Below are 14,703 nucleotides of genomic sequence, written 5' to 3'. Positions count from 1 at the left end.
GGCGCCCGTTCGCATCAAGCGAGCGGGCGTTGCTCGTTTGGGAATTAGCCCATCAGGCCGAGCCGGCTCGCACCGATATAGAGCGCCAGCACCGCGGCGTTCGATACGTTGAGGCTCTTGATTTCGCCGGGCATGTCGAGCCGCGCCACCGCGCTGCAGGTCTCCCGCGTCAGCTGCCGCAGGCCCTTGCCCTCCGCGCCCAGCACCAGCGCCAAAGGCTGCCGCAACGTCATGGCGCCGAGGTCTTCGCTGCCCTGGCTGTCGAGGCCGACGGTCATGAAACCCTGGTCGTTCAGTTCGGTCAGCGCCCGCGCGAGATTCTGCACGGTCACCAGCGGCACCAGTTCCAGCGCGCCGGAGGCGGATTTCGCCAGCACGCCGGTCGCCTCCGGGCTGTGCCGCGCGGTGGTGACAATGGCCTTGACCGCGAACGCCGCCGCCGAGCGCATGATGGCGCCGACATTGTGCGGATCGGTGATCTGGTCGAGCACCAGCACGATGCCCTGCTGCGGCAGGCTGTCGATGTCGGGCGAGTCCAGCGGATCGGCCTCCGCCAGGAGGCCCTGATGCACGGCGTCCGGCCCGAGCCGGGCGTCGATCAGGCTCGGCCGCACGATTTCCGGGGGCACCCTGGTGTCGATCTTGTCGTCGGCCAGCCGCCGGGCGGCGTTTTCGGTGAGCAGCAGCTTGCGGATGCGGCGCTCCGGGTTGGCCAGCGCCGCTGTCACCGTGTGCCAGCCGTACAGAATCACCGGCCCGTCGGAGCTCGCCTCGCGGTCGCGCCAGGCCGGCCGGCGGCCTGATGGCTGGCCCTTGTCCGGTCCTTTTCCGCCCCGGCGCTGGAAGCGCGGTTTTCGATCGCGATCGCTCATGGGCCAGCTTGTGTCACGGGTTCCGAATAATGGCAATTTGGGCCCCTGACGGCCGGTATTTGAGGCTCGCCTTGGTTGACTTTGCCATCGCCCTTCCGTCATAAACGCGCCCGACCGGGAGCCCGCCATCGGCTTTCCGGTTTTAACGCCATTGACGGCCTTCCTGTCGCCATTTCGGCGGGTAAGCTATTGATGTTGTTGAGCGGGGGAGTGTCCCGAGTGGCAAAGGGAGCTGACTGTAAATCAGCCGTCTTATGACTTCGAAGGTTCGAGTCCTTCTTCCCCCACCAGCCTTCGCGCGCGAGCGAGAAGGCTGCTGCGCCGGAGCCCTTTGGGCGAAGGCGGGCGTGTAGCGCGCTACGGCTCGGCAAGCCATTCTTTACCGCCCCGATTAGCGTCCCCCGAATCCTCTAGCTCCCGAACCCGGATGCCCTTCACCGAGATTGTGCGATTTCTGGTGCGGGGGCTGAAAGCCCGGTTCCGCGATCAGCGTTGCGAATTCGAGATCATCCGCCGGCATGTCCGGCCGGGCGACATCGTCTGCGACATTGGCGCCAACAAGGGCAGTTTTGTCTGGTGGCTGTCGCGCTGGGTCCGCAACGGCCGGGTGATCGCGTTCGAGCCGCAGCCGCAATTCGCCGCGCGGCTCGCGGCGGTCTGCCGCGACATGAAGCTCGCCAATGTCACGGTCGAGGCCAAGGCGGTCTATTCGCGCTCCGGCGCGCAGGAGCTGTTCGTGCCCGCGGGCCATTCGCCCGGCGCCTCGCTCACCCACAAGGCGGTGGAGGCGGAAAGCTTCACGACGCTGTCGGTGCCGGTGGTGGCGCTCGACGATTATTTCGAGGCGCGCGACAAGGTCACGCTGCTCAAGATCGACGTCGAGGGTGCCGAGCTCGGGGTCTTGAAGGGCGCCGAGCGGATCCTGCGCCAGCACGCGCCGCTACTGGTGTTCGAATGCGAGAACCGCCATCTCGCGCCCGGCACAGTGCAGGAGGTGTTTTGCTGGCTCGAGGGCCTCGGCTATCGCGGCAGCTTCATCTGCCGCGACCAGCTTCGCCCGCTGTCCGAATTCGATGCCGCCATCCATCAGCGCCAGCACGGCGAATGGTTCTGGAAGAGCCGGGATTACTGCAACAATTTCGTGTTCGCCAAAACGGCTTGATACGGCGGCTTCATCGGCCTAATCGCTGCCCGCCGCCTCCGTGACCGGGAACGGCACACCGGGTAGATACAACGGGATGGGCCGGATCTCGTAGACCGCGCTGGGATTGGCGGTGCGCAGGTCGCGGGCGGCCTCGACCGCCGCTTCGGCGCTGGCGCAATCGACGACGTAGAAGCCCAGCAACTGCTCCTTGGTTTCGGCAAACGGACCGTCGAGCACCACGCCTTTGCCCGGGCCGCGCAAGGTGCGCGCCCGCTGCGTCGGGCCCAGCCGCGCCGCCGGCCCGAGGCTTCCTTGCTGATTGAGGCGGTCGTGGACCACATGCAGATTGGTCATGACAGCCGCGTCCTCCTCCGGCGTCCAGGACATGACCTCGGTTTCCACGTGATAGGCCAGAATGGCATAAAGCATCAGCATCTCCTTCGTTACCGGATGGCGTTCGACCGCAGGACGTTTGGCCGGGGCGAATCCCGACCAACCGGCATCTTGCAGGATCACGAGGCCGGTTGGCAGCCGATTCGGGGATCGCCGGCGTGCTGCCGACGAAACACTCCTGAAACACGATAGTTCGGAACCGGCTTGAACGCAGGGTATGGGCGCCACGACTGATGGTGCAGAACGCAAGCAATTGCGCAGCCTCAAACGGAGACGGTCATGTTACGCAAGCCAGCCACCATCATCAGCGATAGCGCGCGGGCTCCTGCGACGTCTCAGGCTGCAGGCGACTGGCACGACGTCACCGGCCATCACCGCTACTACGGCAGTTCGGCCTGCAATGGCGGCGAGCGCATCGTCGAACGCCGCCGCGGCCCGCGCCCGTTCAACCGGTTCGGCTTCTGATCGCCGCGATCCCGGGTCTCCCGGCGCCAAACCCCTTCAAGTCGGGCGAATGCACATGGCGGCCCTCACCACGGCCAAACTGCTGGTGCTGTTGCTGCCGTCGCTGCTTTCGCTGGCGGGGCAGGGCGGAATGCCGAAGCTGCTCTGCCTGGTGACGAGCATTCTGGCGCTCCTGCTCAGCGTCGAGCCGTTCGGCGCGCTGCTGCCCTGGGTTGTCGGCATGGCGATCGCGGTGCTTTCCGTTCGCGAACGAATTCACCGGCTGCGCGCCGCCGGCGTGCTGCATTTGAAATAAGCGCCGCAAATAAAAAGCGCGACGGGATGGCTCCCGTCGCGCCCCAACTTTTGTGCTCGCTGGTCCAGGGCTGAGAGCGCCCCGATGCCAAGCCTCAAAGAAGCTTAGCGGGCGATCCCAGCGAGGTGACAGCGCTTGGTAAGAGACACTGGATCACCTCCTTTCATTGTTGATTGAAATCTCAGTATAGGCAGCGAATCGCCTGATGTTAAGGGGCGGACCGGCGAGGGCCGCCGGCGGAACCGCCTCCGCTTTACCGGGGTGGACCCGGGCAGGGGGCAGTTGAGACCGGCCCGATGGCGTGTTAGGTGATCGCCTCATACGCGGGTGTAGCTCAATGGTAGAGCAGCAGCCTTCCAAGCTGAATACGAGGGTTCGATTCCCTTCACCCGCTCCAATCTTTTCATGGCACCTTGACCGTCGTGTGCCGCCGCTGCGCAGCTGCTCGCAGTCGCAGTTGGCAGCGCAGATCAGGCACGAACAGGTATGGACGGACTTTATTCAAAGGCATTGATCTATTTTGCGGTCGCCTTTGTCTGCGTCCTTCCCGGGATTTTGGCGGCAGTTTTCGGACGAGGCGGCTATATGGTTGCTGCTGCGGTTTTTTCGGCGTTGGCGCTTTCTTTCACCTTTCCCATTGGATTGTCCTCTTACGCTTGGTTGGAGGCACCCCGGTTGCGCACCCTGATGTTACCTATCGCGCTAGCCACGCTCTGTGCTTGTGTTGCGATCTCTAGGAAGCGTCGCGAGCGCTAACCACCGTTCGCTGGCCCTTTGGCGCGATCTGACGCTACCCCGCCGACGTGAGGTTGCACGCCCGCCGCGCCGGGAGCCGCGGGACGGATAGCCGCATGCCGCCAATGCAGTGCTCGGCGACGAAGAAATGGTGTATCCGCTCACTTCGAACAGCGCTGGGGCCGTGTTCCCCGAGCGACAAGATCAATTTCGGAGGAACGTTTCATGTCGGCTCTGCCACTCCAAGGCATCAAGATCCTTGATCTGACGCGCGTGCTCGCTGGCCCGCTGTCGGCGCAGATGCTGGCCGATCTCGGCGCCGAGGTGATCAAGATCGAGCGGCCGGGCGGCGGCGACGACGCGCGCGCCTTCGGCCCGCCCTATCTGAAGGACCCGGACGGCAAAGAGAACAACAACAACTCGTTCTATCTCTGCGCCAACCGCAACAAGAAATCGGTCACCGTCAATATCGCGACCGAGGAAGGCCAGGATATCGTCCGCGAGCTGGCCAAATCCTGCGATGTCATGATGGAGAATTACAAGGTCGGCGATCTCAAGCGCTACCGGCTGGATTACCAATCGATCAAGGCGATCAACCCCGGCATCATCTATTGCTCGGTGACCGGCTTCGGGCAGACCGGGCCTTACGCGCCGCGCGCCGGTTACGACGCGATCCTGCAGGCGATGGGCGGGCTGATGAGCGTCACCGGCCACCTCGACGGCGAGCCCGGCGCAGGACCCATGAAGGTCGGTCCCTCCATCGTCGACTACATGACCGGCATGAACTCGTCGATCGGCATTCTCTCGGCGCTTTATCATCGCAAGGTCAATGGCGGGGAAGGGCAGCATGTCGACGTCTGCCTGTTCGACACCGTGATCGCGTCGCTGTCGCATTACGCGCAGATCTTTCTCGTCAACGGCCAGACCCCGCCGCGGCGCGGCACCTGGGGCAATGGCGGCATGCCCGCGGGCGTGTTCCGCTGCACCGACGGCGAATTGATGCTGGTGGTCGGCAATGACGGGCAGTTTGCGCGCACCTGCGCCGTGCTCGGCGAGCCGCAGCTTGCGACCGATCCGAAATTCCTCAAGAACAACGACCGCGTCGTACACGGCAAGGAGATCATGGCGATCTTCGCCGGGCTGTTCCTGAAGAAGCCCGTGGCCTACTGGCTGGGCGAACTGGAGAAGGCCGGCGTGCCCTCGGGGCCGATCAACGATTTTTCGCAGGTGTTTGCCGATCCGCACGTCCAATCGCGCGGCATGCAGGTCAAGGTCGAGCATCCCTTGGAGCCATCGCTGTCCTTGATCCGCAACGCCATCACCTTCTCCGGGACGCCTGTGAAGGAATATCGCGCGCCGCCGCTGCTCGGGGCGGACACCAGGGATGTGCTGGCGACGATCGGCTATGACGAGGCGAAGCTGGAAGTGCTGAAGCAGCAGGAGATCGTCTAGCCAAGCGGTGACCAGTCTATTCCGAGACCATCAGCGTCAGCCATTCCGCGACCAGCGCCGGCTTGATGCGGCCCTCGATCTCGACGGTGACGCCGAACGTCAGCGTCACCTGTCCGGGCGCGCGCTGTTCCGCCCCCTTTGCGATGAAGATGGCCCGGATCCGCGAACCTGAAGGAACCGGCGTTACCAGGCGGATGCTGTTGAAGCCGTAATTGTAGCCGATCTTCGTGTCTTCGATCGGCGGAATCACCTTCGGCCCCAACCCGCCGATGATCGCGAGCGTCAGGAAACCGTGCGCGACCGTGCCTCCAAGCGGGCTTTCCCGGGCGCGGACCGGATCGATGTGGATATACTGGTTGTCGCCGGTAAGCGCGGCAAACGCATCGATCATCGGTTGGTCGATCAAGACCCAATCGGACCGGCCGATTTCACGCCCGACGGCTGCGCGGTAATCCGAAAGTGAGAGCGGCGGCCGCGGCATATAGCCGTCGCTCAGGATCGTCTGCTGGGCTTTGTGCATGGCTATCCGATCCGTCCGCCGTGTTGCGTGATGCCATACGCCTTCGGGCCGCAAACGGGCGGCCGGACCAGGACGGGCTTCATGGAGCCCTGCGCCAGGACTTCAGGCGCGGCGTCGAACGGCATAACCTCCGTGGTGACCAGTTCGGTCTTGACGCGTCGGGCCTCGACGAAGGCCATGGCTTTCTCGATGTTCGGACGACCCTGGCCTCGGCCGGTATAGAAGTTGATGCCCCGGACATACATTTCCATCATTGGTATTGCGACTTCGCCGAAGTGGCAGCCGACGCTCGAACACTGTCCTTCCGGTTCGGTGGAGCGGATGGCGCAGCGAAGGGAATCCGCGCTCATGCTGGCGTCGACGGTGATCGGGTAGCTGCCGTGCCGGCGCGGTGGCGGCATTTCGATTGCGTTCGCGCCGAGTTTGGTCGCGATCTCGAGCCGGCTGCGATCGGTATCGATATAGTCGACTGCTCCGGCGCCGGCGGCGCGGGCAAATGCAGCTGCGTAGAGCGCGACCGACCCGCAACCACCCATGATCAACACGTCGGCGCCCGGGTTGCGCAACAGATGAGGGACGGTCAGCTCGTAACCGAACGGGATATTGTCGGACATACTGGCCCAATGCGTCGGATCGACGCCCGGGGGCAGCGGCACCAAGCTCGCCGGTGCGTGTGGCACGCGCACCAGATCGGAGAACAGTCCACCCCAAGGCCCCTGGACCGGTGAGCCGAAGGCTGCGCCGCGTGGAAAGTGCGAACAGGTGTTCGGAAGCTGCCGCGCGGCGCAGCGATGGCAGCGTCCGCAGGAGATGTGCCAGCTCACGATAACAAGCTGTCCTCGATAGAACTGCGTGGCGCCGGGGCCGACTTGGGCAACTTCCGCAACGCATTCATGGCCAATGGCGAACGGGCCCTCGAACGGCGTCGTCCCGCGAATGATCGCCGTATCGAGATCGCAGGTTGTGGCTGCGATCGGGCGAACGATGGCGTCCTCCGGGTGCTCGATCCGCGGATCCGGGGTTTCATGCCATTCAAGCTTGCGCGGTCCCAGAAAGACGAGTTCGCGCATAATTCAGGCCTTGGCGGCCAGCGCGGCCTTCATCTTCTCCAGCGTAACGGCGCGCCCGCCAATGCCCCAACCGCCGTCCGGAATCTCCTCGATCAGGACGAGGGTTGCGGCACGGACGGCCGGAATGCCTTCCGCCTCGACGACCGCATCGGTCACCTTGGCGATCATGGCTGATTTCTTGTCGGCATCGAGCGCGCCTGCGGGCACCTGGATGGTCACAACTGGCATGAGGTCCTCCGAAATTACTATGGCGATTGCCATACTATGGTGATTGCCCTATAACACCGCTCCGGATCGACCGCAAGAGACGCGCTGCAGCAATGACGAGGACGACCGACGCCCGACAGAAAGCGCTGGCAACGGCGGAACTCCTGTTCCGCACGCAAGGCTATGCGGCGACCGGCCTCGCGCAGATTCTGGAGGATAGCGGCGCTCCCAAGGGTTCATTCTATTTTCATTTTCCCGGCGGCAAGGAGCAGCTTGCGCGCGAAGTCCTTGAGGCCTACGGGGCCCGCACCGAAGCAGGGATGCGTCAGCTGGCTGAGCGCTGCGAGGGAGATCCCGATCGCTTCACTCGCGCTCTCTGCAAGGGTGTCGCGAAGGAAATGGAAGCGGCAGATTGGGGGGTCGGCTGCGCGGCGCAGAATCTGGCAAACGAACTGGCGCCCTCAAACCGCGATTTTGCCGATGCGCTGGCTGCGGTCTTCGCAGCCTGGACCGCGGCCATCGCCGAGGTGTTTGCGGCACACAGCTCGTCGGGAACGGCGCAACGGCGGGCGATGGCGTTGATCGCCGCACTCGAGGGTGCGCGCAGTCTCGCGCGCGCCATGCGCTCCGCTGCGCCGTTCGACGCCGTCATCGCGCAGTTCACCCACGTGAAGTAAACGAGCGCTCGGCGCAGGCAACGGTTGTTCCGTCTCCGGCGAAGCCGAGCGGCTACCGCGCGTCCCGCGCCAGCAGTTTCGCGGGCGCCTTGCTCTGCGTCTCGTCCCCCGTCAGCGCCATCATCGACATCGCCTCGACACGGTCGATGATCCCCTGGACGTCGTCGAGATCGCATTTGCCGTCCTACAGCTTGGTCAGCCGCTCTCTTTCCCGGATGGTGTGGTGCGCCGGAATGGACCGGCCCGTCGATATCGAGATCGATTGCGTTGCAGTGATCTAATCTCCACGGGACGGAATTCAGCCTGCTTCAGCTCCGCCGACCCCTTGTCCGGAGACGGTAAGCATTGCGACGGGACCAGCGATCGGGCATAGCCCGCCTTGGTCGGCCGCGTCGCGGCCTTGTGCTCCCTGGGGAGGGGATATGACGTTTGCATCGCGCTTGGACCAGACGCCGTCGGCGACGCCCGCACCGGGCGAGGTCCACGGCAATTGGACGACGGAAGCGGCTCTGGCGCTTTATGAAGCGCCCTTCAACGATCTGCTGTTTCAGGCGCAGAGCGTCCATCGCCGACACTTCGATCCCAACAAGGTACAGCTCAGCCGGCTTCTCAGCATCAAGACCGGGGGCTGTCCCGAAGATTGCGGCTATTGCAGCCAGTCGGCCCATCATGATTCCGGCCTCAAGGCTTCGAGGCTGATGGAGGTGGACCGCGTCGTTGCCGAGGCGCGCAAGGCCCGCGACGCCGGCGCGACCCGCTATTGCATGGGCGCCGCATGGCGCAGCCCGAAGGATCGCGACATGGAAGCCGTCATAGCCATGGTCGAGGGCGTCAAGGCACTTGGCATGGAGACCTGCATGACGCTCGGCATGCTCGACAGCGGGCAGGCCGCGCGCCTGGGGAAGGCCGGTCTGGATTATTACAACCACAACATCGATACGTCCGAACGCCATTACGGCAAGGTCATCTCCACGCACAGTTTTGCCGACCGTCTGGAAACGCTGGCCCATGTGCGGCAATCCGGTATCAAGGTTTGTTGCGGCGGCATCGTCGGCATGGGCGAACAGGCGATTGACCGCGTCGATATGTTGGTGACGCTGGCCAACCTGCCGGAACATCCGGAGAGCGTGCCGATCAATATGCTGATCCCGATCGAAGGCACGCCGCTCGCGAAAGCCGGTTCGATTGACCCGATCGCATTTGTCCGCACCATCGCGCTGGCGCGCATCATGATGCCGAAATCTTATGTTCGCCTTTCAGCGGGCCGCAGCGCCATGACCGAGGAGATGCAGGCTTTGTGTTTCCTTGCCGGCGCCAATTCGATTTTCGTCGGCGACACGTTGCTGACGGCCGGTAATCCCGGAGAAGACCATGATGCGGCGCTGTTCCGTCGCCTTGGCATCGAGGCCTTGGAGATCGGCGCGACGTGAGCGGCGCGGCGACCTTGATCGATACCAACGAACCCTGGCAACAAAGGCCGGTGCTGGCTCGGAGCGCCGCGGTCAGGGCGCGTCCCGCGCCATCAGTTTGGCGGACGGCTTCCGTTCCACCCCGCCCGCCGTCAGCGCCATCACCGACATCGCCACGACACGGTCGATGATCCCCTGGACGTCGTCGAGATCGCATTTGCCGTCCGACAGCTTGGTCAGCCGCTCTCTTTCCCGGATGGTGTGGTGCGCCATCGCCAGCGCGAAGTGCAGTCCCCAATAGAGATCAACCTCGTCGCGGCCGGGCAGCGAACGCCGCATCGCGGCGGCGAATTTTCGCAAGTGATCGACTTCGCGGTTCTTGATGCGGCGGATCGGCGGCACCGATTCGATCGAGGCGCGGATCATGAACCGCGCCGCGGTCGAGCCCTCGCTGGTTGGGCCGAGGCAGCCGCGCAGCGTCGGTCCGACCAGCGCGCGGAAGATGGCTTCGATGCCGGCGCGGCCGCCGCCTTTTTCCTCGGCGGCCTTCAGTTCGTTGAGCCGCTCGCGGTTGGTGGCGAGGCTGCGGGTGACGAACAGCTCGGCGATAAGCTCGTCCTTGGAGCCGAAATGATAGTTCACCGCCGCCAGATTGACGCCGGCCGCGGCGACGATGTCGCGCAGCGTGACGTCGCCGAAGCCGCGATCGGCGTAAAGCCGCTCGGCGGCGTTGAGGATTGCGGTTCTGGTCTGATCCGACGCCATCTCATGGGACCTATGCAGGGCGGGCTGGCCCGTTGCATTTCAAACATTTGTATGAAACTATCGTTTGAAGGGCCGGAAATGTCAATCACTGTTCGTAATGAGTCGCATTTCGGACCCGGCCCAAAGCCGCCGCGCCGGTCGTTGCAGGAAATGATCTTGCGGCGAATAGGCGGCCGGCAGACAGTGCGGCCCAAAGATTTCAGAAGGTGAGGAGCGTCCCATGGACTTCAATATGAGTGATCGCCAGAAAGATTGGCTCAATCGCGTGCAGTCTTTCATGACCAAGCACGTCCGGCCCGCGGTGCCGATCTACAAGCAGCAGGACGAAGCCGGCGAGCGTTGGAAGGTGATCCCGGTCCTGGAAGACCTGAAGAAGAAGGCGAAGGCCGAAGGCCTCTGGAACATGTTCATGCCGCCGTCCTCGCATGAGGACGATGAATTCCGCGGCGCGGGATTGAGCAACCTGGAATACGCGCCGCTGGCCGAAGAGATGGGCCACATCGGCTGGGCTTCCGAAGTGTTCAACTGCTCTGCGCCGGATACCGGCAACATGGAAGTGCTGATGCGCTACGGCACCAAGGAGCACAAGCGGCAGTGGCTGAAGCCGCTGATGAACGGCGAAATCCGCTCCGCCTTCCTGATGACCGAGCCCGCGGTGGCGTCCTCGGACGCGACCAACATCGAAACCAGCATCAAGCGCGACGGCGATCATTACGTCATCAACGGCCGCAAATGGTGGTCGTCGGGCGTCGGCGATCCCCGCTGCAAGATCGCGATCGTGATGGGCAAGACCGATCCGAACCTGCCGCGCCACCAGCAGCAGTCGCAGATCCTGGTGCCGCTCGACACTCCCGGCATCAAGGTCGAGAAGATGCTGCCGGTGTTCGGCTACGACGATGCGCCGCATGGCCACGCCCAGGTGCTGCTGGAGAACGTCCGCGTTCCCGCCAGCAATATCCTGCTCGGCGAGGGCAGGGGCTTTGAGATCGCGCAAGGCCGTCTCGGCCCGGGCCGCATCCATCACTGCATGCGCACCATCGGCAAGGCCGAGGAGGCGCTGGAGAAGATGGTGAGGCGGCTGTCTTCGCGCACCGCGTTCGGCAAGAAGATCATCGAGCATTCGATCTGGGAACAGCGCATCGCCGAAGCCCGCACCGACATCGAGATGAATCGCTTGCTGTGCCTCAAGGCCGCCGACATGATGGACAAGGTCGGCAACAAGACCGCGCAGCTCGAGATCGCCATGATCAAGGTGGCGGCGCCGAACATGGCGCTGAAGATCATCGACAACGCAATCCAGGCGTTCGGTGGCGCCGGCGTGTCCGACGATGCGGGCCTTGCCCGGGACTACGCCTCCATGCGCACCATGCGCCTGGCGGATGGTCCGGACGAGGTGCATAACCGCGCCATTGCCAGACTTGAACTTCGGAAGTATGCAAACAAAGCGCACTAACGGGAGCCCGCGAATGATGGCGCTCCCCAAGAAATAAGGGAGCGTCATCTTGGCCGAGGGCGTCAGAAACGACGAAGAGTTTTCGGGCACCAAGCCCGTCGAAGAGCGGCATCGGATCGATGAGATCAGCCTCGACGGCTGGATGCGCGAGCATGTCGAAGGCTATCAGGGACCGCTGGTCGTCCTGCAGTTCAAGGGCGGCCAGTCCAACCCGACCTACCGGCTCGATACCCCCGGGCGTTCCTATGTGATGCGGCGCCGGCCGTTCGGCAAACTGTTGCCGTCGGCGCATGCGGTCGATCGCGAATTCCGCGTCATCGCCGCATTGAGCAAGCAGGGCTTTCCGGTCGCGAAAGCCTATGCGCTGTGCACCGACGACAACGTCATTGGCGCGGCATTCTACATCATGTCGATGGAAGAGGGCCGGGTGTTCTGGGATCCGACGCTGCCGAGCCAGACGCCGGAAAACCGCCGCAAGATATTCACCAGCAAGATCGAGACGCTCGCCAAGCTGCACAATTTCGATCCGCAGGCCATCGGCCTCGGCGATTTCGGCAAGCCCGGCAACTACTTTGCGCGGCAGGTGGATCGCTGGACCAAGCAATACCGTGCCTCCGAAACCCAGCACATTCCCGAATTCGAGAAACTCGCGGAGTGGCTGCCGAACACCCTTCCGCAGCAGGAACGGGTTTCGATCGTCCACGGCGATTATCGCCTCGACAACATGATTTTCCATGCGACGGAACCGCGGGTGCAGGCGGTGCTGGACTGGGAACTGTCGACGCTTGGCGATCCGATGGCGGACTTCACCTATCTGTTGATGCAATGGACCATGCCGGGTCTGGCCAGCGCCGACCTCAAGGCGCTGAACATCCCGAGCATGGAAGAGGCCGCGAAAATCTACTGCAACGTCACCGGCAGCGCGGTTCCCGACCTCAACTGGTATTTCGCCTACAACCTGTTCCGGCTCGCCGGCATCACCCAAGGGATCGCCGGACGCGTGCGCGACGGCACCGCGGCGAATGCCAAGGCGATGGAGTCGGCCAAGCGCACGGTGCCGCTGTCGAAGGCCGCCTGGGAGTACGCGCAGAAGGCCGGCGCGAAGTAACATCGTAGGGTGGGCAAAGGCGCAGATTCGCGCCGTGCCTACCATCAATCCCGGATCGTTGTCGTTAATGGTGGGCACGCTTTCGCTTTGCCCACCCTACGATCTACCTGGAAGCTCCTTGGCCCTATCCCCGAATATTCGCGGAAGCCTGCTGATGGCCGTGGCCATGGCGGGCTTCACCATGAACGACGCGATCACCAAGGCGGTGTCGTCGGAGATGAACTTCGGCCAGATGATGCTGGTGCGGGGCCTGGTCGCGGTTGCGCTGATCGCAGCGCTTGCCGTGCATCAGGGCGCGGTGCGTCCGCTGCGCACGCTGATGATGAAGCCGGTAGCGCTTCGGGTGGTTGGCGAGGTCGGCGGAACGGTGTCGTTCATGGCGGCGATCGTGCACTTACCGCTTGCCAACACCGCGGCGATCTTTCAGGCGCTGCCGCTGGCAGTGACGCTCGGCGCTGCGCTGATGTTCGGCGAGCCGGTCGGCTGGCGGCGCTGGCTCGCCATCGCGGCCGGCTTTGTCGGCGTCCTCATTGTGGTTCGGCCTGGAGTCGAGGGCTTCAACCAGTTTTCACTGCTGGCGCTGACCTCGGTGGCCTTCTGCGCCTTCCGCGATCTCGCGACCAAGCAAATTCCCGTACAGATTCCGTCGTTGTTCATTACCCTGGTGACGACCGTGACGATCACGATGACCGGCGCTGCGATCATCGTTCCGCTCGGCGGCTGGATGCCGATATCGGTGCGCGCGCTCGGTCTGTTGGCGCTCGCCGCGGTTCTTCTCCTGATCGGCTACCAAAGCATCATCATGGCGCTGCGATCGGGCGATATCTCGGCGGTGGCGCCGTTCCGCTATTCCGCGCTGCTGTGGGCGATGCTGCTCGGCTATCTCGTGTTCGGCGATGTGCCCGACGCCATGATGGCGACGGGCGCTTCGATCATCGTGCTGTCGGGCCTCTACGCCTTTTACCGCGAGCACAAGCGCCACCGCCCGGTGGCGGCCGACGCATCCGGAATACCGCCAGACGGGCTGTGATCGGCGTCTTGCGAGCGTTGCCCGACGGGCTGTCTGCGCGAGATCGCGAAGATATGTCAGATTATCGTCTCAGATTACCGTCATTGCGATCGAACGGGTCGCGCGAATGCGCGCCCGATGACAGGCTCCGCGAAGCAATCCATCTCGCCGCATAAGCGAAGAATGGATTGCTTCGTCGCTTTGCTCCTCGCAATGACACCAATCAATCAACTAAATCGGTTTCCCAGCATACGGCATCGATGCGGTGAGGCCGCCGTCGACCGGGATCGCCTGTCCGTTGACATAGGACGCGTCGTCGCTGGCGAGGAATAGTCCCATCGCCGCGAGTTCGTGCGGCTGGCCGGGGCGCTTCAAGGGATTGAGTTGGCCGATCTTGTGATCGGTGCCGCGCTGCTTGGCATTGTCGAAGATCGGCTTGGTCATGCCGGTCTCGATCAGGCCCGGGCATACCGCATTGATCCGCACCCCGGTGCCGGACAGCGAATAGGCCGTGGTCTGCACCAGGCTGATGACGCCGGCCTTGCTCGCCGCGTAGGGATGGCCGCTGGCGCCGGACTTCAGGCCCGCCACCGACGCGGTACAGACGATCGATCCGGATTTCTGCTTGATCATGTGCGGCATCGCATATTTGATCGCCAGGAACGGGCCGATCAGATTGATGCGCAGGATTTCCTGCCAGTGTTCCACCGTCTGTTCGGGGATCGGCACCAGCCCGCCGCTGACGCCGGCATTGGCCCAGATCGCGTCGAGCCTGCCGTATTTCGACACCGCCTTGTCGATGAAGGCCTTGACGTCGCTTTCCGATCCGGCGTCGGCCATCACGGCTTCGACGGTGCCGCCGGCGTCGCTGACCAGCTTTGCGGTCTCCTTCACGCTCTCGCTGCGGTCGACGATGATCAGCTTGGCGCCTTCTTTGGAAAACAGCAGCGAAGCAGCGCGGCCGATGCCGCTGCCGGCGCCGGTGATGATGACGGATTTGCCTTCGAGGCGGCCCATGAGTGTCTCCCTTGCAGCTGTATTATTATCGGCGCTTGCCGCCTTGCGGAATTTCAAACAAGATTTCAAACGCCCGAGTCACTTCGAACGCACTTGAGGCGATGTGTGCTCT

General features: G+C 63.7%; 16 protein-coding genes and 2 tRNA genes. 11 read left to right on the top strand and 7 right to left on the bottom strand.

Translation table 11 applies throughout. The features are described 5' to 3' along the window. Nucleotides 1-44 precede the first annotated feature (44 nt). Nucleotides 45-872, bottom strand: a complete 828-nt coding sequence (gene rlmB / locus KMZ68_RS16890) for a 23S rRNA (guanosine(2251)-2'-O)-methyltransferase RlmB (protein ID WP_215612350.1) — start codon at nt 870-872, stop codon at nt 45-47. Between the two features lie 204 nt (nt 873-1,076). On the opposite strand from rlmB, the gene KMZ68_RS16885 reads away from it, so the two are divergent. After that, a tRNA-Tyr gene (locus tag KMZ68_RS16885) sits at nt 1,077-1,162 on the top strand. A gap of 137 nt (nt 1,163-1,299) precedes the next feature. Beyond that, on the top strand, nt 1,300-2,034 hold the full coding sequence (locus tag KMZ68_RS16880) for an FkbM family methyltransferase (RefSeq protein WP_215612349.1): 735 nt from the start codon (nt 1,300-1,302) through the stop codon (nt 2,032-2,034). An 18-nt stretch (nt 2,035-2,052) separates the two neighbouring features. On the opposite strand, the gene KMZ68_RS16875 is transcribed toward KMZ68_RS16880, so the two are convergent. Next, nucleotides 2,053-2,445, bottom strand: coding sequence for a YciI family protein (locus tag KMZ68_RS16875; protein WP_215612348.1), 393 nt, complete (start codon nt 2,443-2,445; stop codon nt 2,053-2,055). A 243-nt stretch (nt 2,446-2,688) separates the two neighbouring features. On the opposite strand from KMZ68_RS16875, the gene KMZ68_RS16870 reads away from it, so the two are divergent. The 4 genes from KMZ68_RS16870 to KMZ68_RS16855 all read left to right on the top strand — a co-directional run bounded on the left by KMZ68_RS16870 (nt 2,689) and on the right by KMZ68_RS16855 (nt 5,356). Then, on the top strand, nt 2,689-2,874 hold the full coding sequence (locus KMZ68_RS16870) for a hypothetical protein (RefSeq protein ID WP_215612347.1): 186 nt from the start codon (nt 2,689-2,691) through the stop codon (nt 2,872-2,874). A 55-nt stretch (nt 2,875-2,929) separates the two neighbouring features. After that, entirely contained in the window at nt 2,930-3,169 is a 240-nt protein-coding gene (locus tag KMZ68_RS16865; protein WP_215612346.1) for a hypothetical protein, read from the top strand. A 323-nt stretch (nt 3,170-3,492) separates the two neighbouring features. Further along, nucleotides 3,493-3,566, top strand: a tRNA-Gly gene (locus tag KMZ68_RS16860). Nucleotides 3,567-4,129: 563 nt separating this feature from the next. Further along, nucleotides 4,130-5,356, top strand: a complete 1,227-nt coding sequence (locus KMZ68_RS16855) for a CaiB/BaiF CoA transferase family protein (protein ID WP_215612345.1) — start codon at nt 4,130-4,132, stop codon at nt 5,354-5,356. A gap of 16 nt (nt 5,357-5,372) precedes the next feature. Here the strand turns inward: KMZ68_RS16855 and KMZ68_RS16850 are convergent, their stop codons facing one another. Genes KMZ68_RS16850 through KMZ68_RS16840 form a run of 3 tightly spaced genes read right to left on the bottom strand, consistent with a single transcriptional unit; the run spans nt 5,373 to nt 7,174 of the window. Beyond that, nucleotides 5,373-5,876 carry a MaoC family dehydratase gene (locus tag KMZ68_RS16850; RefSeq protein WP_249779380.1) on the bottom strand — a complete coding sequence of 168 codons (504 nt, stop codon included), beginning with the start codon at nt 5,874-5,876 and terminating at the stop codon, nt 5,373-5,375. A 2-nt stretch (nt 5,877-5,878) separates the two neighbouring features. Further along, complete coding sequence (locus KMZ68_RS16845; protein WP_215612344.1) at nt 5,879-6,946, bottom strand: zinc-dependent alcohol dehydrogenase; 1,068 nt, start codon at nt 6,944-6,946, stop codon at nt 5,879-5,881. Between the two features lie 3 nt (nt 6,947-6,949). Continuing rightward, on the bottom strand, nt 6,950-7,174 hold the full coding sequence (locus KMZ68_RS16840) for a tautomerase family protein (protein WP_215612343.1): 225 nt from the start codon (nt 7,172-7,174) through the stop codon (nt 6,950-6,952). 92 nt (nt 7,175-7,266) lie between these two features. On the opposite strand from KMZ68_RS16840, the gene KMZ68_RS16835 reads away from it, so the two are divergent. Together KMZ68_RS16835 and bioB are read left to right on the top strand one after the other, a co-directional pair. Then, the gene (locus KMZ68_RS16835; protein WP_215612342.1) at nt 7,267-7,830 is read left to right on the top strand and encodes a TetR/AcrR family transcriptional regulator; all 564 of its coding nucleotides are present in this window, start codon (nt 7,267-7,269) and stop codon (nt 7,828-7,830) included. Nucleotides 7,831-8,252: 422 nt separating this feature from the next. After that, the gene (bioB, locus tag KMZ68_RS16830) at nt 8,253-9,260 is read left to right on the top strand and encodes a biotin synthase BioB (RefSeq protein ID WP_215612341.1); all 1,008 of its coding nucleotides are present in this window, start codon (nt 8,253-8,255) and stop codon (nt 9,258-9,260) included. A gap of 72 nt (nt 9,261-9,332) precedes the next feature. Here the strand turns inward: bioB and KMZ68_RS16825 are convergent, their stop codons facing one another. Further along, nucleotides 9,333-10,004, bottom strand: a complete 672-nt coding sequence (locus tag KMZ68_RS16825; RefSeq protein WP_215612340.1) for a TetR/AcrR family transcriptional regulator — start codon at nt 10,002-10,004, stop codon at nt 9,333-9,335. A 220-nt stretch (nt 10,005-10,224) separates the two neighbouring features. Between KMZ68_RS16825 and KMZ68_RS16820 the strand changes: the two genes are divergently transcribed. From KMZ68_RS16820 to KMZ68_RS16810, 3 genes are all read left to right on the top strand, one after another. Beyond that, nucleotides 10,225-11,457 (top strand): acyl-CoA dehydrogenase family protein, encoded by a 1,233-nt coding sequence (locus KMZ68_RS16820; RefSeq protein ID WP_215612339.1) that lies wholly within the window; start codon nt 10,225-10,227, stop codon nt 11,455-11,457. 49 nt (nt 11,458-11,506) lie between these two features. After that, a complete protein-coding gene (locus tag KMZ68_RS16815; protein WP_215612338.1) occupies nt 11,507-12,565 on the top strand; it encodes a phosphotransferase family protein in 1,059 nt (352 codons plus the stop codon). 118 nt (nt 12,566-12,683) lie between these two features. Further along, nucleotides 12,684-13,595, top strand: a complete 912-nt coding sequence (locus KMZ68_RS16810; RefSeq protein ID WP_215612337.1) for a DMT family transporter — start codon at nt 12,684-12,686, stop codon at nt 13,593-13,595. A 210-nt stretch (nt 13,596-13,805) separates the two neighbouring features. Here KMZ68_RS16810 and KMZ68_RS16805 read toward each other — a convergent pair whose 3' ends face one another. Beyond that, entirely contained in the window at nt 13,806-14,591 is a 786-nt protein-coding gene (locus tag KMZ68_RS16805) for an SDR family NAD(P)-dependent oxidoreductase (protein ID WP_215612336.1), read from the bottom strand. Nucleotides 14,592-14,703 lie beyond the last annotated feature (112 nt).

This window comes from Bradyrhizobium sediminis, assembly GCF_018736105.1.
Classification (GTDB): domain Bacteria; phylum Pseudomonadota; class Alphaproteobacteria; order Rhizobiales; family Xanthobacteraceae; genus Bradyrhizobium.
The sequence above is the reverse complement of the archived record's forward strand: the minus strand, read 5'-3'. Positions and strand labels throughout refer to the sequence as shown.